Here is a 21,169-nt window from a genome sequence, read left to right on the forward strand (position 1 = left end):
GTCACAGCGCCGGGTAGCTGGCCTCGAGAGCCGGGTCGCTGTCCTGGTAGGGCGACGCGCCGGTGACGTTGTCGCCGCGGTTGGCGTTCGGACGCGGCTGGCGCGGCGGGTTGTCGCCGTACTTCGCCTTCACCAGGCTCTGGTGCGTCGGCGCGTCCGGCACCTCCGGGTCACGCTTGGCTTCCAGTTCCTTGCGCAGCACCGGCACGACCTCGCCACCGAGCAGCTCGAGCTGGTCGAGCACGGTGCCCAGCGGCAGGCCCGCGTGGTCCATCAGCCACAGCTGGCGCTGGTAGTCGCCGAAGTACTCGCGGAAGGTCAGCGTCTTGTCGATGACCTCCTGCGGGCTGCCCACCGACAGCGGCGTCATCCGCATGAAGTCCTCCATCGTCGGGCCGTGGCCGTAGACCGGGGCCTCGTTGAAGTAAGGACGGAACTGCTTGACCGCGTCCTGCGAGTTCTTGGCGATGAACGCCTGGCCACCGAGGCCGACGATGGCCTGCTTCTCGGTGCCGTGGCCGTAGTGCGCGTAGCGCTGCCGGTAGAAGTTGATCAGCCGGATGTAGTGCTCCTTGGGCCAGAAGATGTTGTTGGCGAAGAAGCCGTTGCCGTAGAACGCGGCCTGCTCGGCGATCTCCGGGGTCCGGATCGAGCCGTGCCAGACGAACGGCGGCACGTCGTCCAGCGGGCGCGGGACCGAGGTGAAGCCCTGCAGCGGCGTGCGGAACTTGCCTTCGAAGTCGACCACGTCCTCCCGCCACAACCGGTGCAGCAGGTTGTAGTTCTCCAGCGCCAACGGCAGGCCGTTGCGGATGTCCTGGCCGAACCACGGGTACACCGGCGCGGTGTTGCCACGGCCGAGCATCAGGTCGACGCGGCCCTTCGACAGGTGCTGGAGCATCGCGTACTCCTCGGCGATGCGCACCGGGTCGTTGGTCGTGATCAGCGTGGTCGCGGTGGTCACCACCAGCCGCTTGGTCGTCGCCGCGATGTACGAGAGCAAGGTCGTCGGCGACGACGAGAAGAACGGCGGGTTGTGGTGCTCACCGATGGCGAACACATCGAGCCCGACCTCCTCGGTCTTCTGGGCGATCCGCACGATGGCGTCGATCCGCTCCGCCTCGCTCGGGGTCTCGCCCGACACCGGGTCCCGCGTGATGTCGCTGACCGAGAACACTCCGAACTGCATGACTCCTCCACATCTTCGCCGCTCCTGGCATCGCCAGCGCGCCAAGTATATGCATTTGCATGCAGTTGAACAGGTACTTGCCTCGGCAAATTCCCGCCGTGATCAGCGGCACAGGGGCGTCACATGCTCCATGTGGGAGAGCTTCTCCGGGTTGCGCACGGCGTAGAGGCCAGTGATCTGGCCGTCGTCGATCCGCAGCGCCACTACGCTGTCCAGCTCGCCGTTCAGCCGGAAGATCAGCGCTGGATAGCCGTTGACCTGCACCGGCTCCAAGGTCAGCACCGCGCCGACGCGGTCGAGCCCGACGGCCAGCAGCCGCGCGACGCGCTCGGCTCCGACAATCGGCCGCAGCACAGCCTGCTTGATACCGCCGCCGTCACCCATCATCACGACGTCAGGCGCGAGGATGTCGAACAGCTGCTGCAAGTCGCCGGTCTCCAGCGCCCGCTGGAACGCGTCCATCGCGCCTTGGGCGTCCTTGGGGGAAGCGCCCCCGCGCGGGCGGCGCGCGGCGACGTGACCCCGTGCGCGGTGGGCGATCTGGCGGACCGCGGCCGTGGTCTTGCCGACGGCTTCGGCGATCTCGTCGTAGTCGAAGTCGAACACGTCACGCAGCACGAACACCGCGCGCTCGGTCGGTGTGAGCGTTTCGAGGACCAGCATCATCGCCATCGAGACGCTGTCGGCCAACTCGATGTCCTCGGCCACGTCCGGCGAGGTCAGCAACGGCTCAGGCAGCCAGGGACCGACGTAGGACTCCTTACGGCGACCCAGCGTGCGCAGCCGGGTGAGCGCCTGGCGGGTGGTGATCCGGACCAGGTAGGCGCGATTGTCCCGCACGGTGTCCAGATCCACGCCCACCCAGCGCAGCCAGGTCTCCTGCAGGACGTCCTCGGCGTCGGCCGCCGAGCCGAGCATCTCGTAGGCAACCGTGAACAGCAGGTTGCGATGGGTCACGAAGGCCTCGGTCGCGGGGTCCGGCATGGGCCTGCTCCTCTCTCCTCGCCCACCAGACGCCGGCCGAGCCGGTTTTGTGACTCGGCAGCCATGTGGTCCACGTCACTTCACCGGGCTGTCACAGGATGCGGGCGGGCGGCATCTGGTGTTCGACCCAAAACATTCGACCCAAAACATTCGACCCAGTGCAGCACGAAGTGAGGACGAGATCATGGAAGCTCGATTCAACCTGATGGCCAACGAGCTCGCGGGCAAGTTCGGCAAGCGGTTCGCCAACGCCAGCACGGTGATCACGCAGTCGCCGCTGCCGAAGCCGACGCAGGAACTGGTGTCGTTGCGCGCCAGCCAGATCAACGGCTGCGGCTTCTGCACCGACATGCACACCAAGGACGCGACAGCGGCTGGGGAATCCGCGGTCCGGCTCAATCTGGTCGCCGCGTGGCGCGAGGCGACCGTGTTCACTGAGGCGGAGCGGGCCGCGCTGGCGTTCACCGAGGAAGGCACCCGGCTCGCCGACACCCACCAGGGCGTGTCGGACGAGACATGGGCCCAGGTGCGCAAGCACTACGACGACGACCAGATCGCCGCACTGGTGTGCCTGGTCGGCCTGATCAACGCGGCCAACCGGATGAACGTGATCGCGCGGACCCCGGCGGGTTCCTACGAGCCGGGCATGTTCGACAGCTACAAGGACTGAAAACCGAGAATGCCCGGGGACTTTTCCCCGGGCATTCTTCATCGCCTGTTCACTTGGCGGCGGCGTCGATTTCGGTGAGCGCCGCGGCGAGCCGGAAGTACTTGTTGGTGCCGAGGTCGCGCACGGTCTTGATGCCGAAGGCCGCGTCCAGCTTCTCCGCATCACCTTCACTCACGCCGGACAGTGCGGCGACGGGCGCGTCCAGCACCTCCGCGACGCTCTTGTCCTCGTACGCCTTGTCGAGCTGCTTCGCCAGGTCGGCGGAGACTGCCATGGTCATGCTCCTATCAGTGGGGACCGTCGAGCAGAACGAGGCAATCCTACCGACCCTCCACTGTGGACTATCGCGTGCCGGTCAGTCCGTGATGAACCACTGCCCGTTCATGAACGTCAGCGTGTAGTCGCCGAGGTTGGACGACGTGAACTTGACGCTGCCCGCACGGATGGCTTTCGCGGGCACCTCGACCGTTCCCGGCTTCTCGGTCACCTGGCTCGGGTCCACTGTGGCAGTCTGCAGGGCCTTCTTCTGCGCGGGCGAGATCATCCCGAACATCACCGGCATCGTCTGCCTGCACGTGCCGAAGCCCTGCTGCTCGGCTTTCTTGGCGCCGGGTCCGGCGATCTCACAGACAGTGTCGAGGTCCTCGTTGCCCACCGCGTGCAGGTATTGCTCGAAGCGTTCCAACGCGCCGGCTTTGGTGTCGTCAGCCTGGGTTCGCTTGTACAGCTTCGCCGTCATCTTGAAGGAACCGCTGCGGTAGTTCGCTTTCAGCGCGTCACCGTCACGGGTCAGCGTGACAGTTCCTTCCGTGACACAGTTCCCGGCTGCCTTGCCTGTGATCTGCTCGTGCAACTCGGCGTACTGGTCGGTCGCGGCCGTGACCGACCACGTGCCGTCGCATTCCAGCTTCGGGTTCGGCTCGGTCCACGTCGTGCGGTAGCGGACCGTGCTCTTGTCCTTCGCCAGGCTGACGCGCATGTGATACGGCGTCGCCGCGGGCTTCTGGGTCGCCGGTTCCTTCGTCTCCCACCGCCCTTCGAAGGCCTGCGGGAGCTGCGCGGTGATCGTGGACTTCGACTCGTCACACGGCTCGTCGGTGAACACGTTGAGCGTCCGCTGGGGGTACGGGCCAATGGGGCCGTCGAACCCGGGAACAGGCACCCAGCTCTGGTCACCCCACCAGCCGCGATACCCGAACCACGGTTCCTCGCCGACTGGGCGCAGCCGTTCCCACGTGTTCCACTGAGTCCCCGCGGACCGCTTGTCCAGCGCGATGTTGGCGGTGTTCGGGTAGGACGCGTGCGACCCCTTGGCCGAGTAGATCTGGGGGTGGTCGCCGGTCTTGGCCAGCTGCTGGTCCTGCCACGGCATGACACACGGTGGACGGCCGTGTCCGTAGAAGGTCACAGCCTTCGGTTTGTCCCCGTCGACGTGCACCGCGATCCGCTCCCAGTCCCCGTCGTGCACGTTGAGAGCGCTGTTGTGGCCGTAGAAGAACCAGTACACGTAGGCCGCCTTGCCTTCGTGCTCGTGGTACTCCCAGTACGCGGGCGCGGACGCGCCCTCGCCTTTGCGCGCGTCGTTGTTGGGCCGCAGGTAGAACCCGGTGCGCTCGGGGAACTTCGCATCGGTCACCGACATGGACTCGGTCATCGAGCACCCGCCGGACTTGTAGACGTCCGGGCCCTTGCCCAGCCGCCGCGGCTCGACCCGGTCGGCGACCCCAGCGTCTTCGCAGTACGCGTCGTTGGCGAACCACAGCGAGGACTTCTGCGCGTAGGTCGTGGCGTCCATCGGCAGGTTCGATTCACCCTGGGCCAGGAACACCAGCGGCGCGAAGCGCTCGGCCATGGCGGGGTCGGCTTTGTCGGGCTGAGCCGTGGTCTGCACCTTGGGGGTCTGTTCAGGTTCGTCGTCACAGCCCGCCAAAAGCCCAGCGACCAGCACGAACAGCACAACCCACACCCGCATCGAGCAGCCTCCTCCGCCACAGTGGACGGTTCATTGCACCCGACGGGTCTTGCGGTTTTCTTCTCCCGGCTAATCTGCGGGGGTGGCCTGGATCACCTTGCGGCAGTTCGCCTGGACCGAACGGCCCGGGTACGTCGATCCGTACCCCGAGGTGGACGGCATCCACCGGGTCGCGGCGGACCGTCTGCTGCCCATCGATCTGAGCTACGCGATCAGCGTGAACGCCCTTGCGGTGCCCGCGAGCGGCCCGGTCAGATACGAAACCCGTCAGCACGAGCTCCGCCTGGTGCTGTGCTACCTGGACGGCAATCCCCTACGACTGCGTGACGAGCCGTTCAGGGCCAGCGCCGCGCACATCCGCAGGTTCGTGAGCGAGTCCATCGGCCTCGGCATGCTCACGGCGACCGTGCAGGCCGCGTACCAATGGCAGGACCCGGCCGCCCATATCGACGCCTTGCCGACAGCACTCGCCGGGCAGGTCAGCGCCACTAAGAACCGCCCTGACCTGCTGTTCGACCGGCCCGGCCTGACCTTGGCCGGTGAGGCACGCGGCCGCTCCGAAGCGCCGCCGACGCGCGTGACTGCACAGCAACGTGACCGCCTGAACAGCCTGCTGCCATGGTCACATCACCACGGCACGCACCCGCTGGCCATGTCGTGGGCGTACGCGACCGGCCTGGGCATGACCGTCGACCTGTTCACGAGGTCAGGGCGGTTGCCCGGGATGCTGGGGCCGATCGGTCAGCCACTGCCGTCGCCCATGCCAACCCAGACGGATCTGTTCGATCAGGACCAACTCGACGCACCGGCGCGGCAACCCGAACCACCACCCGTCACCCCAGCGCGCCGCGGCGGCACCAGGGACCTCGACCGCAGCTCGGCCCGTGAACTCACCCTCAGGATCTCTCAACGCGTCGGCGACATCGCCGACCAGCTGTACGCAACCGCGCCCGACCCAGACATCCGCGTCGGCGGGCAACGCATGCGCGGCACCTGGGCCGCTCTCGACCTGCTCGGCACGTCTACAGGCTCGTTCTTGCTCGGCGTGCTCGAAGGCCCGATCTCAACCGAGATCAACGCACGGCTGCGTCCTTCCAGCCAGTTCGAGGACGACGGCGTATCCGCTCACGTCTCCGGCCGCCTGGTCATCGCCATCACCAAGGAACACGGTCAGCCCTGGTACCTCGTCGCCGACTGAGGCCCACGGTCCGTACCACGGTGGGGCGATTCCAACTGCGGGGCCACCTTCGCGGGCTGCGTGCACAAGTGCTCTCCTTGGAAATAAAAGGAATCTCCACGCTGTCCTCAGTGGAGCGGCGATGTCGAGGCCGAAATGCGCACGATGAACCGCACTCCGCCCGATTGTGCGCTCTTCACGCGCCAAGATGCCGTTGGCGCGCCCGATGGGCACAGTCATTGCCAGGTGGACCGCGATTTCCAGCCCGCTGTGTCCTCCTCTTTGGACCAGGGTGGTTTAGCCCGGCCGGGCAGTGGGCACCTTCCGGTGTCATTGTTCGACCGGGGGAGGGCCGTGAGCTTCTGGGACTTCGTGCAGGACCGCTGGAGCAGGCTGCTCAGTGAATCACTGCTGCACGTCAGCGCGGTCATCCAGTGCACCATCCTGGCCGCATTGGTCGGCGTCACCGTCGGGATCGCCGTGTACCGCAGCCCGGCCGGTTCGACCATCGCGACCGCTCTCACCAGCGCGATCCTCACCATTCCGTCGTTCGCGCTGCTGGGCCTGCTGATTCCCGTCCTCGGGCTCGGCGCGCCGCCGACCGTCGCCGCTCTGGTCCTCTACGGACTGTTGCCCATCGTGCGCAACACCATTGTCGGGCTGGCCGGTGTGGACGGTGCGATCACCGACGCCGCCCGTGGCATCGGGATGAATCGGTTCGGTGTGCTCACGCGGATCGAACTGCGGCTGGCGTGGCCGGCCATTCTCGCGGGCATGCGTGTGTCCACGCAGATGCTGATGGGGATCGCCGCGATCGCGGCCTATGCCCGTGGACCCGGGCTCGGTGTGGAGATCTTCGCCGGGCTGACCAGAGCGGGCAGTGCCAACGCCACCAACCAGGCGATCGCGGGCACGGTCGGCATCGTGATCCTCGCACTGGTGCTGGACGGCATCTTCGTGCTGATCGGCCGCTACACGACTGCAAGGGGGATCCGTGGCCAGTGAGATCCAGTTGACCGAGGTGACCAAGCGCTACGGCCGCCGCCCACCCGCGGTCGACGCCTTCTCGATCACCATCCCCGCGGGGGAGATCGTGGTCTTCGTCGGGCCGTCCGGCTGCGGCAAGACCACCACCATGCGCATGATCAACCGGCTGATCGAGCCCACGTCCGGCCGGATCACCATCGGCGGCGAGGACACGTCCACCCTCGACCCGGACAAGCTGCGGCGCACCATCGGTTACGCCATCCAGCAAGCCGGGTTGTTCCCGCACATGACGGTCGCCCAGAACGTCAGTGTCGTGCCGGGCCTGCTGGGCTGGGACCGCAAGAAGATCACCGGCCGCGTCGAGGAGATGCTCGATCTCGTCGGGCTCGACCCGGCCGAGTTCCGTGACCGCTACCCGCGTGAGCTGTCCGGTGGGCAGCAGCAACGAGTCGGTGTGGCGCGGGCGTTGGCCGCCGATCCCCCGGTTCTGCTGATGGACGAGCCGTTCGGCGCGGTCGACCCGATCACCCGGGGCAACCTGCAGGACGAACTGATGCGGCTGCAGGCCGAGCTGCGCAAGACAATCGTGTTCGTCACGCACGACTTCGACGAAGCGGTCAAGCTCGGCGACCGGATCGCCGTACTCGGCAACCAGTCCAAGATCCTGCAGTACGACACACCCGAGGCAGTGCTGGCAAACCCGGCCGACGACACGGTCGCGGGATTTGTCGGGGCAGGCGCGTCGCTGAAGCAGTTGACGTTGCGGCGAGTCCGGGATGTCGAGCTGACCCAAGCCCATGTCATCGTGTCCACTCAGGACGAACCTGGCGAGATCCGGCGCCGCCTGCGGGAGGCGGGCAAGAGTTTCGCGCTGGTCCTGGATCCGCGCCGACGCCCGGTTGCGTGGGTGCACGTGCGTGAACCGCAAGTGCGGCGGCCGATCCGGGACATGGTGTCGAACGAGTCGACTCTGCAGGACGCTTTGGAAGCGATCCTGACCGAGGGCGGCAATGCTGTGGTCACCGGAGGACGCGGCGAGTACGTGGGGCTGGTGGAGATCGACACCGTCATGGCGGCCGTTCGCGAACTGCGGGAGACGGTGTGACAGCCGCGGTGGAGACCAAGCGGGCGACCGTCATGCGGATGTTCGCCCAGCCGATCGCGGTCGTCGTGCTGGTCACGGCCGTACTCGCGTGGGCGTTCACGCGGGACCTGGACGCGATCGAACGGCAGAACATCAACGGACCGGTCCTGCTGGACGCGGTATGGGACCACCTGGTCATCAGCTTTGTCGTGACAGCGCTGGTGATAGTCATCGCGGTGCCGCTCGGGATCGTGCTGACCAGGCAGTGGGCTCGTCCCGCGGCACCGGTGTTCCTAGGGATCGCCACCATCGGGCAGGCTTCGCCGTCGATCGGCATTCTCGTGCTGTTCTTCCTGCTGTCCGGGTGGGAAGGCCTGTGGGCGGCGGTCATCCCGATCACGTTCTACTCGCTGCTTCCGGTGCTGCGCAACACAATGGTCGGTCTGCAGCAGGTCGACAGCGCGTTGGTCGACGCGGGCAGGGGCATCGGGATGTCCGCGTTCGCGGTCCTCCGCAGAATCGAGTTGCCGCTGGCGATTCCGCTCATCCTCGCTGGTGCACGGACATCACTTGTGCACGCGGTCGGTGTGGCGACGCTCGCGGTGTTCGTCAACGGCGGCGGGCTCGGGCTGCTGATCGACACCGGATACAAGCTGTCGCGGCTCACGGTGCTCATCACCGGCGCTGTCCTGGCCGTCGCACTGGCGTTGCTGGTGGACTGGCTCGGCACGGTCGCGGAGAGGTACCTCGGACCGAAGGGGTTGCGGTGAAACGCCTTGCCGCGTTGGCGGCCACGGCCGGACTGCTCGCCGGATGCGGCCTGGAGACCACGTACACGCTGCCGTTCGAAGTCGGGCCGGGCTCGATCAAGCCGGTCCCAGAACTGTCCGGTGTGGACGTCGCGGTCGGCTCGAAGGACTTCACCGAGAGCCATGTCTTCGGCTACATCGCCGAAGTCGCGTTGACCGCGGCGGGCGCGGATGTCCGTGACATGACCAACATCCAGGGGTCCAACAGCGCCAGGCAAGCCCTGTTGACCGGCGACATCGACCTGTCGTGGGACTACACCGGGACAGGCTGGATCTCGTATCTGGCCAACACCACCCCGATCCCGGACGAGCGCGGACAGTACGAGGCGGTCAGGGACGCCGATCTGGCCAAGAACGGCATCGTGTGGCTGCCCTATTCGGCGGTGAACAACACGTACGCCTTCGCCGTCACCCAGGAGTTCGCCAAGGCCAACGATCTCAAGACCACCAGCGACATGGTCGAGTTGATCAAGAAGGACCCGGCGAAGGGGATCTTCTGCCTGGAGACCGAGTTCGTCAGCCGCCAGGACGGCTTCCCCGGCGTGGCCAAGGCGTACGACTTCGACCCGCGCACGGTGCAGGTCAAGGTCTTCGGGACCGGCACCATCTACACCGCGACAGCCGGTGGGAACTGCAACTTCGGCGAGGTGTTCACCACCGACGGCCGGATTCTGGCACTGAACCTGGTGGTCCTCGAGGACGACAAGAAGTTCTTCCCGCAGTACAACGCCACGATCACGCTGCGCAAGGACTTCAACGAAGCCCATCCCCAGGTCGCTCAGGTGATGGCACCGATACTGGCCAAGCTCGACAACGACACCATGCGAAAGCTCAACGCCGAAGTCGACGTCGACGGCCGTGACCCGGCCGTGGTGGCCCGGGACTGGCTGGTCCGTGAGGGCTTCGTGACGCAACGGTGAACAGGCCGTCCACGGTACCGTTGGCGGAGTGCGGCCACTGCTCGAAGTCCATGCGCTGACCCGCCAGTTCAACGACCTGGTGGTGCTCGACGCCGTGTCGTTCGACCTCCACAGTGGACGTGCGGCGGCGTTGACCGGGCCGAACGGTTCCGGCAAGACCACGTTGCTGCGCTGTGTGGTCGGCGCGGACATTCCGGACGACGGTGACGTCCTGCTCGACGGCGAGCGGCTGGTGGAGAGCGACCCCAAGGTGCGCGCCGCGATGGCGTGCGCGCTGGACGACGCGGACTTCTTCGCTGAGCTGTCCGTTGTCGAGCACCTGGAACTGCTGGCCAGGGCACACGGGGTGGCGGACCCTGGCGAAGTCGTCGAGGAGGTGCTGTCCGAACTGGATCTCGTTGACCAACGCGACCAACTGCCCGTCACCCTGTCCAGTGGGCAGCGCAGGCGGTTCACGCTTGGCGCGTGCCTTGTCCGTCCGCGCAGGCTGTTGGTCCTCGACGAACCGGAGCAGCGGCTGGACGTGGCAGGCCGGGCGTGGCTGGCGGAGAAGCTGCAGGACGAGAAGGCCGCGGGATGCGCGATCCTGTTGGCCTCGCACGATCCGCAGTTGGTGGACGCGGTCGCGGACGTGCGGATCGAGCTGGGCTGATGACGACGGTCCGGGCGATCCGCGCGGAACTGCGTGCGGCACGGCTGCGGTCGCGGCCCGTGCAGGCCCGGCGGGCGCGCAACGACAAGATCTACATGGTCATGCTCGGAATCCTGATCTACGGCGGGATCCTGGTGCAGGCCGTCCGGCGGATGATCGCGGCGCCGCCGGTCGGGCCCGTTCTGACCAATCTGCCGGTCGCGCAATGGCTTTTCATCGGCTGCGCGGTGCTTGGGCTCGGGTTGCTGATCCGTGCGCTGCTGGTGTTCGGTCCGGTCGTCGCCGGTGGGCCGTTCCAGTTCTGGTTGCTGTCCACGCCGCTGAACCGCCGATCGTTGCTGAGCCGCAGGTTCTGGTGGATGGCCGTGATCGCCACGCTCATCGGCGGCCTGCTGGGCCTGGCGTCCTCGGCTCTGCTGCGGGCCGATATGGCGGGCAAACTGCTGAGCACGTCGATCGGCGCCGGGATGGCCGCGGGACTGGTGGCGGTCTGTGTTCTGCTTCAGCAGAGCGGAAGGGACGGCGGCCGTCTGTCCACTGTGCTCACCGTGACCGGTGTGCTGACGGCCGGCTCGGCGGTGTTCGCGACGCCTCCGGTCGTCGAGCTTCCTGTGGTGGTGGCCGCGGTCGTGATCCCGCCGATCTTCGCCGTGATCCGTGCCTACCAAGCGCTCGACACGCTCGATCGGGCCGCGCTGACGGGCGGCGCGGACATGCTCACCGCGACCCGGGTCGCGGTGAGCTGGTTCGACCCCGGGCTCTTCACCGGCATCGCGGCATCCCGCAAGTGGCGCAGGATCGGCCGGGTCACCAGTCGGCCGTTGCCCGGAACCCGTTACGCGGCAATGTTGTTCGCTGACATCCGCCGAGTGTTCCGCAACCGGGCGGCGTGTTACGTCTGGGCAGGGCTGTTGCTCACGCCGTACGCCGCCGACCGGCTGATCCCGGCAGCATTCGTACCCACGGTCCAGTTGGTGATGTGCACGATCGCGGTCGCCCCATTCGCCAGCGGCCTCCGCACTATCTGCAGGTCAGCGTCACTGCGACGGAACCTCGGCGGCAGCGACGCAGGACTGCACCTGATCCACCTCGTGGTGCCGTCCGCGATGGCCGTCGCATGGACACTTCTGACGAGCCCCGCCACAGGCTTCGCGCTCGCATCGGTGATCGTCCCCATCGGGGCTGTCGGATTCGCATATCGCCGCGCGACGCAGCCGTCTTTCGACTACTCCGGTGCCGCGGTGGACACGCCGTTCGGAATGCTCCAGCCGGACCTGCTCCGGCAACTGTTCCGGGGCCCGCTGCTGTTGCTGTTGCTTGCCGCGGTTCAGCTGTACGCCTGACTCACCCGCCCGCGAACGATCGACGGAACCGGTTGCCAGACAGGAACATCCTCAGCATCACGGACGACTCGGCCGAACACCTGGTCGCCGAAGTGTGTCCCGAAGCCGATCGTGTCCGGCTGCTCGAGTTCGCCGAGAAGCTGAGTGCGTACCTTCAGCACGTTCGTGATGTCGGCGTCCGCCGCCGACGGCCATTCAGGGTGGCTGATCTGCGCCGGGATGTGAAAGGCATCGCCGAACGCGATGATGCCGCGCCCCGCGGAGGTTGTGATGCGGTACGTGGTGTGGCCCGCGGTGTGCCCTGGTGTGACGATCGCGAAGACGCCCGGAGCGACCTCGTCACCGTCGCTGAAGGTCGACTTCACTGCGTCGAACGCGCTGATCACTTCGGGCGCGGGGGTGCCGATCGTGCGGACCTCGTCACCCCATTCCTGTTCCGCCACACGGTAAACCGCGGACGGGAACGTCGGCTGACTGTCCACAAAGGCCCACCCAGTGTGATCGATGTGCAGATGCGTCAACGCGAACACGTCGATGTCGTCGGCCGCGACGCCGAGATAGGCCAGCGATTCGAGCAACGCCCCGCACTTGATCGTGGCGAACGCGCTCTTGGACTGGACTGGCCCGTAACCCGCGTCGATGAGCAGCCGATGCCCGGCCCGTTCCACGAGCAATCCACCCGCGGTCATCGCGACGAACCCGGTGCCGGTCAGCGCGTCCGGGTTGTCCTGCCAGTACTCCGCGGGCAAAGCCGGGAAGGACGCCTCCGGCCGGATCTCCAACGCACCGTCGACGACGTAGGTGACGCGCACGTCGTCGACTTCCACCGTTCGAATGGCCGACTGCGCGTTCAACCGCCCGATCTCGTCCTTGCACTCCCCTTGCGCGGCGACTCCAGCACCTCGACCGTACCCTGCAAGGCATGAATTGGGCGTTGCCGGAGTGGACCGTTTTGGCGTTGCTGCGTGAGCAGCCACGGCACGGCTTCGCCATCGCCGCGAGCACGGCCGTGGACGGGCCTGTCGGGCGGGTCTGGCAGATCGCGCGGCCGGTGATCTACCGGGCGCTCGACCGGCTCGAGGCGGCGCAGTTGATCCGGCCGTTGACAGTCGAGTCCGGGCCTGGGCCGCAGCGGACGATCTACGAGTTGACCCCCGCGGGCGCGGACGCTGTGGACGAGTGGCTCACCGAGCCGGTCCGGCATGTCCGCGACATGCGGTCGCATCTGCTGGTCAAGCTGGCGCTGCTGGATCTGCGGGGCATCGATCCCACGCCTTTGCTGCGGCGGCAACAGGATGTGCTCGAACCGATCGTCGCGGCTTTGGCCAAGGAGCGTCAGGAAGGGTTCGACGGGGTGCTCGCGGCGTGGCGGTACACCAATGCCAGCGCGGCTCTTGGCTTCGTCACAGACCTGCTTCCCGGGCCCGGCGCCTGATCCAGGTCTGTGGCTGGCCGGCTTCCCGCGCGATGGCCTGCCAGCTCCACCCCGCGGCCCGACGGTCGGCGAGATAGGCGGCGATGTCGGCAAACCCGAATCGGTCGGCGACCTCGTCGGCTCGTTGCCGCAAGGCGTTGCGTTTACGGGCATGCGGGCGCCTGGCCAACCCATGCCGTGCCAAGGCTGACTCCACGGCCCTGCGGGAAAAGCCGGTCTCCGCGGCGATGGCCCACACGGTTTCGTGCCGCACAAAGTGCCTGTCGGTCAAGTAGTCCGCCACGTCCGCGAAGCCGAGCTCACCGACCACCGGCAGCCATGGCGCGTCCCATCGGCGATCGGCCCGCGCGGCGAAGCCGGCGGCCTGTGGGTCCACAATGGCCAGTTTCCGGGACAGCCAGTCCTTGTGCAGACCGGCTTCCCGGCTGATCGCGGCCAGGCTCACGCCTTGCCCGACCCGGTCACGCACCAACGCGCCGATGCTCTCGAAGCCCAAGCTCGCCGCCGCCTCGGCAGCGGTCCGTCGTAACTGCTCGGTACCTTGACGCCGTCGGCCTTCGGCGCGTGCCTCCGGCCCGATCTGCGCCAAGGTCCGCAGGGTTTTGCGCTTGCGTTGTTCCGGCTGCGGCTTCCCGCGTGCCGCCTCGGCGGCTGCCTTGGCAAGCAGGCCCGACCGGGCCATCTCGATGCCGTGCTGCACGCCCTGTCTGATCGCCGGGTCCAGCACCCGTCGCTTGCGCATCAAGGCCGCCCGACGTTTCCGCGTCGCGTCACCTTCCAGCGAGGCACCCCGTTCCAGGCCGAACGCCTCGCGGTACGCGATGTGGTCCCACCCGTGCGACGACAGGTGCGCGGTGACCGACTTGAACCAGCGTTCACACAGGTGACACTGCACGCGGTCGCCCTCACGCTCGACGGTGCCGACAGCCACAAACCACCTCCCGAGTCAGCTAGTCACACTGAGACTAGCTGAGCGGCGGCGGAAGTCAACGGATGATCAGAGACTGACCGAATACACTCCCCGCATACCGAGGAAGCGGGGCGAACGTTGTTCGAAGAGCTGGTACGAGGGGTGACCGGAGCGCTGATGGGCAGCGTGGTCGGCGACGAGGTACAGGCGCACCGGGCTCTCTGGCTGTCCGACCAGAACAAGGTCGAGTTGGCCCTGCGGGTCCTGGAGGGCGAGGTGCCCGGGCTGCGCAAATCGTGGCTCACCGGCGTGGCCACCCTGTCGCCCGGCAGCTTGGAGATGGTGAGCACGGTTGGTGGCGTGCGGTTCCTGCGCCGTAAGCCGGTGACCGCCGAGATCGTCGCGGTCGACATGACCACTCGACGCGGGACGCGGGGCATCGAAATCATCAAGATCAACCCGACGTGCGACATCGTCACGGTGAAGTCGCCGGCCGCCACGCTCGAACTGGGCGTCGCCGCGCCGGTCAACCTCGAGTGGGTGCTGTCGAGCCTGGCCAAGTAGCTGTGGCTCCGGTCACTCAACCGGGCCGGGACCGGATCCGTGTGGTGGCTGAGCCGATCCCAGCCGGGGTCGTGAACCCGCTGGGAGGCCGCCATGTTGCGGATCATCACCGCGATCGCAGCGGTCGCCACAGTCGTCGCGTGCGCTGGGCAGCCTGCCGCCCCGACGGTCGATCTGCCGGTGTCCGGCGGAGACGGTGGTGCGATCGACAAACTGGCAGCCGACGCCGTCACCGATGTCCAGGCGTTCTGGCAGGAAACGTTTCCCAGCACCTTCAACGGGGAGTTCACACCGGTCCGGCGGCTGGTTTCCTACGACTCAACCGGGGCGAGCCAGGAGTTCTGCGGCGCCAAGACCGCCGGTGTGCCGAACGCGTTCTACTGTCCGGCCGACGACTCGATCGCTTGGGACCGCGGCGAATTGTTGCCGATGCTGAGCGAGTCCTTCGGCGAGGCTTCGGTAGTCGCCGTACTGGCGCACGAAATCGGCCATGCCGTGCAACTGCGGCTCGGCGACCGGCCCGGGACCCCGACCATTGTCCGGGAGCAGCAGGCGGACTGCTATACCGGCGCGTACTTCCGGTGGACCACCGACGGCAAGTCGCGCACCTTCAAACTGGACGCCGGGCAAGGGCTCAACCCGATTCTGTCCACTTTGTTCTTCATCCGGGACGCCGTCGGCAGTGACTTCGACGCCCAAGGCGCACACGGCAGCGCCTTCGACCGGGTCACCGCGTTCCAGTTCGGGTTCAGCGAAGGACCCGCGCGCTGCGCCCGGATCGACATCGCCGAGATCAGCCGGCGCAGCACCCAGCAGAAGTTCGGCCCGGACGAGAGGGATGTCGGGCTGGGCAAGGGCAACATCCGCGTCGACGACGCACAGGCGCAGGAACAGCTGATCAGGACCTTGCGCGCGGCGTTCCCGCGGTCACAGCCGACGGTGACCCGGGCAAGGGCCCGATGCGCGGACGCGCCGCTGACCTCTCCGGTGGCATATTGCCCCAGCACGAACGTGATCTCGTTGAGCATGCAGGATCTGGTCAAGATCGGCACTCCGCCGCGGCGCGGGCGCGAGGGCGGCGGAATCGGCGACTTCGCGGCCTTCGCCGAGATCGCCTCGCGCTACGTGCTGTCCGTGCAGCAGTCGGCCGGGCTCACGATCGAGGGACCGGCTGCCGCACAACGGACTGCGTGCCTGACCGGAACCTGGGCCGCCACCATCGTCAGCGGTTCGGGCGCGGCGCTTGAACTGTCGCCCGGCGACCTGGACGAGGCCGTCGCCGAGATGCTCGCGCCGAAGAGCCTCATCGCCGCCGATGTCAAGGGCGCCAGCGCATCTTCCGGTTTCGATCGCGTCGAGGCGTTCCGCGACGGCTTCCTGCGCAGCGCGGACACCTGCTTGGCGAAGTACCGCTAGTCCCGTTCGAGGAAGTCGACCGTCGGGACGTAGAACAGCACGCCGGTGACCGGCGTCGAGTAGTCGAGGATCCGGTCGTAGTTGCCGGGCGGTGAGCCGACGAACATGTTCTCCAGCATGCGTTCGACCACGCTCGGCGACTTCGCGTAGCCGATGAAGTACGTGCCGAACTCGCCGTAGCCGGGACGGCCGAACGGCATGTTGTCCCGCAGGATCTTCAGTTCGTTCCCCTCGGTGTCGGTGACCTGGGTCAGCGCCACGTGGGAGTTGTCCGGCTGGACACCTTCGGCGAGCTCCACATTGGACAGCTTGCGCCTGCCGATCGCGTGCTCCTGCGCCTCTGTGGCCAGCGCGTTCCAGCCTGCCATGTCGTGCAGGTACTTCTGGACGATGACGTAGCTGCCGCCGTTGAAGCCCTCGTCGTCATCGACCAGGGTCGCCGCGTACGCCTCGGCCCCGACCGGGTTCTCGGTCCCGTCGACAAATCCGAGCACGTCACGGCCGTCGAAGTACCGGAAGCCCTGCACCTCGTCAACGACGGTCACCGCACCAGCGAGCTCGTCCATGATCAGCGTCGCGAGCTCGAAGCACAGGTCCATCCGCTCGGCCCGGATGTGGAACATCAGGTCACCGTCCGTTGTGACGCTCTGATGCTTCTCCCCCGCGAACACCGGCAGGTCGCGCAGCTCGGCAGGCCGCGGAGCGCCGTACAGCCGGTCCCACGCCGACGCGGAGACACCCGCCACACAGGACAACGCCCCGCCCAGTGACCGCGAGCCCACGGTCCGCTCCAGCCCGGTCACATTCGCCAGCAGCTCCCTGGCCTTGTCCTCGCCGCCCACGTTGACGGTGACGATCAGAAAGACCGCCGCGTGAGTCAGGGACCCGAACACGTTCTGCACCTCGGCCTCGAGCTGCGGACGACCATCGTTCATGCGATCAACTTAACCGTTCAGCCCCGGCTCGCATGTCTTCGGCGGCTACCGGCCGTGACGGCGATATCTCGCCACCAGTGGCCAGGTTTGTTTGTCAAGCACGTTCGGCCGTCGCTGAACAAAAACCGGCGCCCTACGTTGAAGCCGCTCGCCTCACCAACCGGGAACAACCACGAAAAAGATTGAGCGGTCGTGAGTGAAAAGTCGTCCAAGAAGGTCCGTGATCGCGCTCGGGTTCGACATCGCACAGGACGGCTACGGTGCCCAACTGGCCGGCCGGATTGACTGGATCGACGCGAACCGTTTCACCGTGCACTGGTGCAGCAGCACGCAACACCTTGGCCTTCGGCAATTCCCGCTCGGACACCAAGAACAACCCGTATTACCCGTAGAACGCCGTTTCGAAAGGGAGGAACCATGATCGGACGACTGGCGTTTCGGTTATCCGTGATCGCCTTCGCGCTGTTGAGCGCGATCACCATCGTCGCGGTACCGGCGTCCGCAAATTTGAATACCGATGTGGGCGTCCAAGTCGCTTATCACCGGCTGCGGAACGTCTCGCATCCGGCGCGTTGCCTGGTCGCCAGGAATGGCACGGACTGGACCGTCCGCGGCGTTTCCTGCGGGACATTCGCCGACCAGCGCTGGGCACCCGTGCTGCGCAGCGAGAATCCTGCTTGGTGGAACTACCAGAACCAAGTCGGCTCGCCTGCCCGCTGCATGATGAAGAACCCGGACTCGAACAACGTGATGGTGAACCGGTGCTCGGCGGTGGACTCCACCGGGCAGTGGGTGCACGACTACGTGACCTCGACACAGTTCCGGCTGCGGGTGCGCGGCACCAACTCGTGCCTGCTGCTGCAAAGCAACGTCGCCGAGACACCCGCACGGCTCACCACGTGCGGCAGCTACCGCGACCAGTACTGGTACTTCGACTGAACCACCGGTGTCGGCTGAGCCCGCGGGCTCAGCCGACCAGGTATGACTCGTCAGACGCGGCGGCCCTTGGCTCCGAAGGTCAGGCCCGCCCATTGGGTCGTTCCCGAGAAGACGTCCTTGCCGAAGGTGTGGGCGTGCAGCTGGAACGGCTGGAGGTTGTCCCCGGAGAACCTGATCCGCACGCGCAGCACGTGCGAGTGGGCGCCGTCCACGCCTCCGCTGACCTGGAGGTTCTCGCCGCTCGGCCGGGTGTACGTGGCCACGAACGGTTGCACGGACGTGATGCGCAATGTCCCGGGCCAGCCGTCGTGGTTCATCGCCCAGGTACCGATCCAGTCGTTGGCCGTGAAGCCTTGCGTCGGCCGTCCGGGCAGCGCGGAGCGGGAAAGGCTGACACCGAAGGGAATTCCGCTCCACGTGGTCAAGCCCGCCGCCTGGCTGGGGTCGCCTCCGTAGGCGTAGGCCCAGAATTCCTGACCGCGCTTGGCACCGGGTTGAACGCGCGCGGTGGTGTCGGCGATCCAGAAGTTCAGTGCCTGGCCGTTCTGCGCGGTGACACCGTTGACGTCGTAGCGCTGGCCGTCGCGGTAGTAGTTCCCGAGTTTCGTCGGCTGGCCTTGCCCTGAGCGGTAGTCGGTGGTGCGGCGGATCACGAGCTCGCCGCGCCAGCCGTCGTGGTCCATCAGCCAGCGGCCCACCCAGAACGCGTCCATTTGCGGTGCGGCGTTGGGGTTTTCGACGTCGATCACGTATCGGCCGGACAGCAGCCGCCAGTCGGTGGAGTCGTAGGAAACCTCGATCAGGCGCCCTTCGCCCCACGAGTTCTTGACGTAGTACACCCGCTTGGTCCGGTCGTAGCCGACGACCAGGATGCAGTGCCGGGGTATGTCGGCCACGACCTCGTACCCGCTGGCGATCACCGCCTCGATCTGACTCGGCGTCGGATTGCCTGGCAACGCGGCGAACTTCGTGACCCGGTACTTGGCGTTGTGCCGCGAGCGGAGCGGCACGTGGCCCTCAAGGAACTCGAAGGCATCTACTTCTTCTTGTGTTGCCTCCCATGTGAGTGCGCCGCACGCGGGGTTGGCGAGCCTTAGGCTCTCCATCGGCCCGCTGTCGAGGTACGGCGCCCACGACTCGGTCGGGATCGCTGCCCTGGCGAGCTTGTCGATCAGGTCGCAGCTGCCTTGGTCACCCCAGTAGGAGCTGTTGTTCTCGTGCCGCACTGGAGTGGTCATGTAGTCGGGGTAGAGCTCGCCTGCCTTGTTGACGTGGAACGCGAACTGTTCCGACAGGTCGAGTTCGAGGCCGTACTTGCGCTTGTACGCCGCCTCGACCGCCGCACAGGCCGCGAAGGCGTAGCACGTGCCGCGCCCACCCTGGTTTTTGAAGCTGGTCTGGTTGTGCGCGAGGGTGTGCGTGTCCGGCGTCGCCAATTCAGGGACCTGGACCAGGTTGTTCAGCTCTGCGGCCGTGTTCGCCCGATCGACGGCCAGCTTGTGCTCGGCCGCATCGAGGAGCACATGCCGCTGCGCCACCGCGGCCGCACCGGAATTCACCAGACCCGTTGCCGCCGCACCTGCCACCACACCCAACCGGAGCGCGTTTCTTCGATTGACAGCCACGATCCTCCTGCCGGTCAAAGGTTTTCCCCAGCCTGGCGCGGGATCGTCCCGGCCGACAGAGGGCAGGGCCCTAGGTGATCCGGGATGTCTCCCGGGACAGGGGTGGCCGACGTCACCGTTGACCTCGAGTCGGGTCGCGGTCTTACCTTCCGGACATGACGAAGACGCCGGCAGCTCCCGTGGCTTCCTCTTCGGCCAGCCTGTTCGCCACATCCGTGGTGCTGGCGGGCGGGGTCGCCCTGCACGCGATCAACCTGTTCCTCACCATCAGCCTGCTGCCGACGGCGATCAGCGAGATTGGCGGCGAGCGGCTGTACGCGTGGAGCGCGACGGTGTTCACGATCGCGTCGGTGATCTCGTCGATGCTGGTCAGCCGCTTGGTGGCCGGACGAGGACCGGCGATGGCCTATCTGATCGCGCTGGCGCCGTTCCTGCTCGGCACGGTCGTGGCCGCGCTCAGCCCGACGATGGAGGTCATGCTGATCGGCCGCGCCATCCAGGGCATTGGTGGCGGGCTGCTGGCAGGGTTGGGCTACGCCGTCATCCAGACCGCGTACCCCGAGCGACTGTGGGCCAGGGCAACTGCGTTGGTCTCGGCGATGTGGGGAGTCGGCACGGTGGCCGGGCCCGCCATCGGCGGGGCGTTCGCGCAGTTCGGCGCATGGCGCCTGGCGTTCTGGCTGTTGACCGTGCTGGGCGTGGTGATTGCCGTCGTCGTCCCTCGTGCGCTGCCGCGTTCCGCTCAAGTGGCCGTCAACGAGCGAATTCCGGTCGTATCGCTCACTGTGTTCGCCCTGGCCGCCGCCTTGATCAGCGTTGCCGGCGTGCTCACCGACATCGCCATGATCACGATGACGATCGTGGCCGCGTTGGTCGTGATCGCCTGGTTCATCCGGCGAGAGCGGCGCAGTGCCGTACGCGTCCTGCCTGCCTCCACATACAGTGCACGGTCACCGTTGAAGTGGATGTACCTGTCCATCGGCATCCTGGCGATGGGGACGGTGTCCGAGGCGTTCGCTCCGCTGTTCGGTCAGCGGCTGGCCGGACTGCAGCCGTTGGTCGCGGGCTTCCTCGGTGCCGCCGTCTCGGTTGGCTGGTCGGTCACCATGCTGTTCAGCGCGGGCGCCACCCGCCCCAAGACGCTACGGCGGATGCGGATCGCAGGCCCAGCCATTCTGGCCGTAGGACTCACGGTGACGGGCCTGTTCCAAGTGGACGGTGCCGGGCCGGGACAGGTCGCGATCTGGTTCGTCGCACTCGCGGTGGCCGGTGCGGGCGTTGGCATCGCGTTCCCGCACCAGCTCGTCGCGGTCATGGGCAGCACGACGGATCCCGTTGAGGCAGGCAAGGCTTCCGCGGGCATCAACACCGTCGAGCTCATCGGCCTGTCGTTCGGCTCAGCACTCGGCGGCCTGTTGGTCAACCTAGGTTCTCCGTCGATGTCACGCTCGGCCCAGTTCCTGATGTTCGGCCTGGCCGCCATCGCCGTACTCGGCGCGTTCATCGCCCGCCGCACGGACCCGATCACCCGCGATAACCAGTGATCGGGTACGGATGA

At 67.0% G+C, this 21,169-nt stretch carries 21 protein-coding genes; 13 read left to right on the plus strand and 8 right to left on the minus strand.

Annotation, left to right across the window (positions count from 1 at the left end):
- Position 1: 1 nt before the first annotated feature.
- Positions 2 to 1,189, minus strand: a complete 1,188-nt coding sequence (locus B9C43_RS45110) for an LLM class flavin-dependent oxidoreductase (RefSeq protein WP_033388047.1) — start codon at positions 1,187 to 1,189, stop codon at positions 2 to 4.
- A 102-nt stretch (positions 1,190 to 1,291) separates the two neighbouring features.
- Positions 1,292 to 2,173: an RNA polymerase sigma-70 factor gene (locus B9C43_RS45115; RefSeq protein ID WP_033388046.1), complete on the minus strand. Its 882-nt coding sequence runs from the start codon at positions 2,171 to 2,173 to the stop codon at positions 1,292 to 1,294.
- Between the two features lie 184 nt (positions 2,174 to 2,357).
- Between B9C43_RS45115 and B9C43_RS45120 the strand changes: the two genes are divergently transcribed.
- Positions 2,358 to 2,843: a carboxymuconolactone decarboxylase family protein gene (locus B9C43_RS45120; RefSeq protein WP_033388045.1), complete on the plus strand. Its 486-nt coding sequence runs from the start codon at positions 2,358 to 2,360 to the stop codon at positions 2,841 to 2,843.
- A gap of 49 nt (positions 2,844 to 2,892) precedes the next feature.
- On the opposite strand, the gene B9C43_RS45125 is transcribed toward B9C43_RS45120, so the two are convergent.
- The gene (locus tag B9C43_RS45125; protein ID WP_033388057.1) at positions 2,893 to 3,117 is read right to left on the minus strand and encodes a hypothetical protein; all 225 of its coding nucleotides are present in this window, start codon (positions 3,115 to 3,117) and stop codon (positions 2,893 to 2,895) included.
- Between the two features lie 81 nt (positions 3,118 to 3,198).
- Complete coding sequence (locus B9C43_RS45130) at positions 3,199 to 4,815, minus strand: hypothetical protein (protein ID WP_084433517.1); 1,617 nt, start codon at positions 4,813 to 4,815, stop codon at positions 3,199 to 3,201.
- 82 nt (positions 4,816 to 4,897) lie between these two features.
- Here B9C43_RS45130 and B9C43_RS45135 point away from each other — a divergent pair, with 82 nt between their 5' ends.
- From B9C43_RS45135 to B9C43_RS45165, 7 genes are all read left to right on the plus strand, one after another.
- On the plus strand, positions 4,898 to 6,013 hold the full coding sequence (locus B9C43_RS45135; protein WP_084433518.1) for a hypothetical protein: 1,116 nt from the start codon (positions 4,898 to 4,900) through the stop codon (positions 6,011 to 6,013).
- A gap of 333 nt (positions 6,014 to 6,346) precedes the next feature.
- Entirely contained in the window at positions 6,347 to 6,997 is a 651-nt protein-coding gene (locus B9C43_RS45140; RefSeq protein ID WP_084433519.1) for an ABC transporter permease, read from the plus strand.
- A complete protein-coding gene (locus tag B9C43_RS45145) occupies positions 6,987 to 8,084 on the plus strand; it encodes an ABC transporter ATP-binding protein (protein ID WP_084433520.1) in 1,098 nt (365 codons plus the stop codon). The genes B9C43_RS45140 and B9C43_RS45145 overlap by 11 nt, the downstream gene beginning before the upstream one ends.
- Positions 8,085 to 8,116: 32 nt before the next feature.
- A complete protein-coding gene (locus B9C43_RS57910) occupies positions 8,117 to 8,833 on the plus strand; it encodes an ABC transporter permease (RefSeq protein ID WP_051896676.1) in 717 nt (238 codons plus the stop codon).
- Positions 8,830 to 9,792 carry a glycine betaine ABC transporter substrate-binding protein gene (locus tag B9C43_RS57915; protein ID WP_084433521.1) on the plus strand — a complete coding sequence of 321 codons (963 nt, stop codon included), beginning with the start codon at positions 8,830 to 8,832 and terminating at the stop codon, positions 9,790 to 9,792. The genes B9C43_RS57910 and B9C43_RS57915 overlap by 4 nt, the downstream gene beginning before the upstream one ends.
- Positions 9,793 to 9,820: 28 nt before the next feature.
- Positions 9,821 to 10,444, plus strand: coding sequence for an ABC transporter ATP-binding protein (locus tag B9C43_RS45160; protein ID WP_033388053.1), 624 nt, complete (start codon positions 9,821 to 9,823; stop codon positions 10,442 to 10,444).
- Positions 10,444 to 11,787: a DUF6297 family protein gene (locus B9C43_RS45165; RefSeq protein ID WP_084433522.1), complete on the plus strand. Its 1,344-nt coding sequence runs from the start codon at positions 10,444 to 10,446 to the stop codon at positions 11,785 to 11,787. The genes B9C43_RS45160 and B9C43_RS45165 overlap by 1 nt, the downstream gene beginning before the upstream one ends.
- On the opposite strand, the gene B9C43_RS45170 is transcribed toward B9C43_RS45165, so the two are convergent.
- Positions 11,772 to 12,614 carry an MBL fold metallo-hydrolase gene (locus B9C43_RS45170; RefSeq protein WP_200825994.1) on the minus strand — a complete coding sequence of 281 codons (843 nt, stop codon included), beginning with the start codon at positions 12,612 to 12,614 and terminating at the stop codon, positions 11,772 to 11,774. The two genes, B9C43_RS45165 and B9C43_RS45170, sit on opposite strands and share 16 nt — an antisense overlap.
- Positions 12,615 to 12,709: 95 nt before the next feature.
- Between B9C43_RS45170 and B9C43_RS45175 the strand changes: the two genes are divergently transcribed.
- Positions 12,710 to 13,222 (plus strand): PadR family transcriptional regulator, encoded by a 513-nt coding sequence (locus tag B9C43_RS45175; RefSeq protein ID WP_084433831.1) that lies wholly within the window; start codon positions 12,710 to 12,712, stop codon positions 13,220 to 13,222.
- On the opposite strand, the gene B9C43_RS45180 is transcribed toward B9C43_RS45175, so the two are convergent.
- Positions 13,191 to 14,153: a MucR family transcriptional regulator gene (locus B9C43_RS45180; protein WP_084433524.1), complete on the minus strand. Its 963-nt coding sequence runs from the start codon at positions 14,151 to 14,153 to the stop codon at positions 13,191 to 13,193. The two genes, B9C43_RS45175 and B9C43_RS45180, sit on opposite strands and share 32 nt — an antisense overlap.
- A 141-nt stretch (positions 14,154 to 14,294) precedes the next feature.
- Between B9C43_RS45180 and B9C43_RS45185 the strand changes: the two genes are divergently transcribed.
- Positions 14,295 to 14,696 carry a hypothetical protein gene (locus B9C43_RS45185; protein WP_143447063.1) on the plus strand — a complete coding sequence of 134 codons (402 nt, stop codon included), beginning with the start codon at positions 14,295 to 14,297 and terminating at the stop codon, positions 14,694 to 14,696.
- Between the two features lie 93 nt (positions 14,697 to 14,789).
- Positions 14,790 to 16,112 (plus strand): neutral zinc metallopeptidase, encoded by a 1,323-nt coding sequence (locus tag B9C43_RS45190; protein ID WP_084433526.1) that lies wholly within the window; start codon positions 14,790 to 14,792, stop codon positions 16,110 to 16,112.
- Here the strand turns inward: B9C43_RS45190 and B9C43_RS45195 are convergent.
- Positions 16,109 to 17,047 (minus strand): Dyp-type peroxidase, encoded by a 939-nt coding sequence (locus B9C43_RS45195; RefSeq protein WP_084433527.1) that lies wholly within the window; start codon positions 17,045 to 17,047, stop codon positions 16,109 to 16,111. The two genes, B9C43_RS45190 and B9C43_RS45195, sit on opposite strands and share 4 nt — an antisense overlap.
- A 417-nt stretch (positions 17,048 to 17,464) precedes the next feature.
- Here B9C43_RS45195 and B9C43_RS45205 point away from each other — a divergent pair, with 417 nt between their 5' ends.
- Complete coding sequence (locus B9C43_RS45205; RefSeq protein WP_084433529.1) at positions 17,465 to 17,986, plus strand: RICIN domain-containing protein; 522 nt, start codon at positions 17,465 to 17,467, stop codon at positions 17,984 to 17,986.
- A gap of 50 nt (positions 17,987 to 18,036) precedes the next feature.
- On the opposite strand, the gene B9C43_RS45210 is transcribed toward B9C43_RS45205, so the two are convergent.
- Entirely contained in the window at positions 18,037 to 19,611 is a 1,575-nt protein-coding gene (locus B9C43_RS45210) for a C1 family peptidase (RefSeq protein ID WP_084433530.1), read from the minus strand.
- A gap of 155 nt (positions 19,612 to 19,766) precedes the next feature.
- Between B9C43_RS45210 and B9C43_RS45215 the strand changes: the two genes are divergently transcribed.
- The gene (locus B9C43_RS45215) at positions 19,767 to 21,155 is read left to right on the plus strand and encodes an MFS transporter (protein WP_084433531.1); all 1,389 of its coding nucleotides are present in this window, start codon (positions 19,767 to 19,769) and stop codon (positions 21,153 to 21,155) included.
- Positions 21,156 to 21,169 lie beyond the last annotated feature (14 nt).

This window comes from Kibdelosporangium aridum (genome assembly GCF_900176515.1).
In the GTDB taxonomy this organism is placed as follows: Bacteria; Actinomycetota; Actinomycetes; order Mycobacteriales; family Pseudonocardiaceae; genus Kibdelosporangium; species Kibdelosporangium aridum.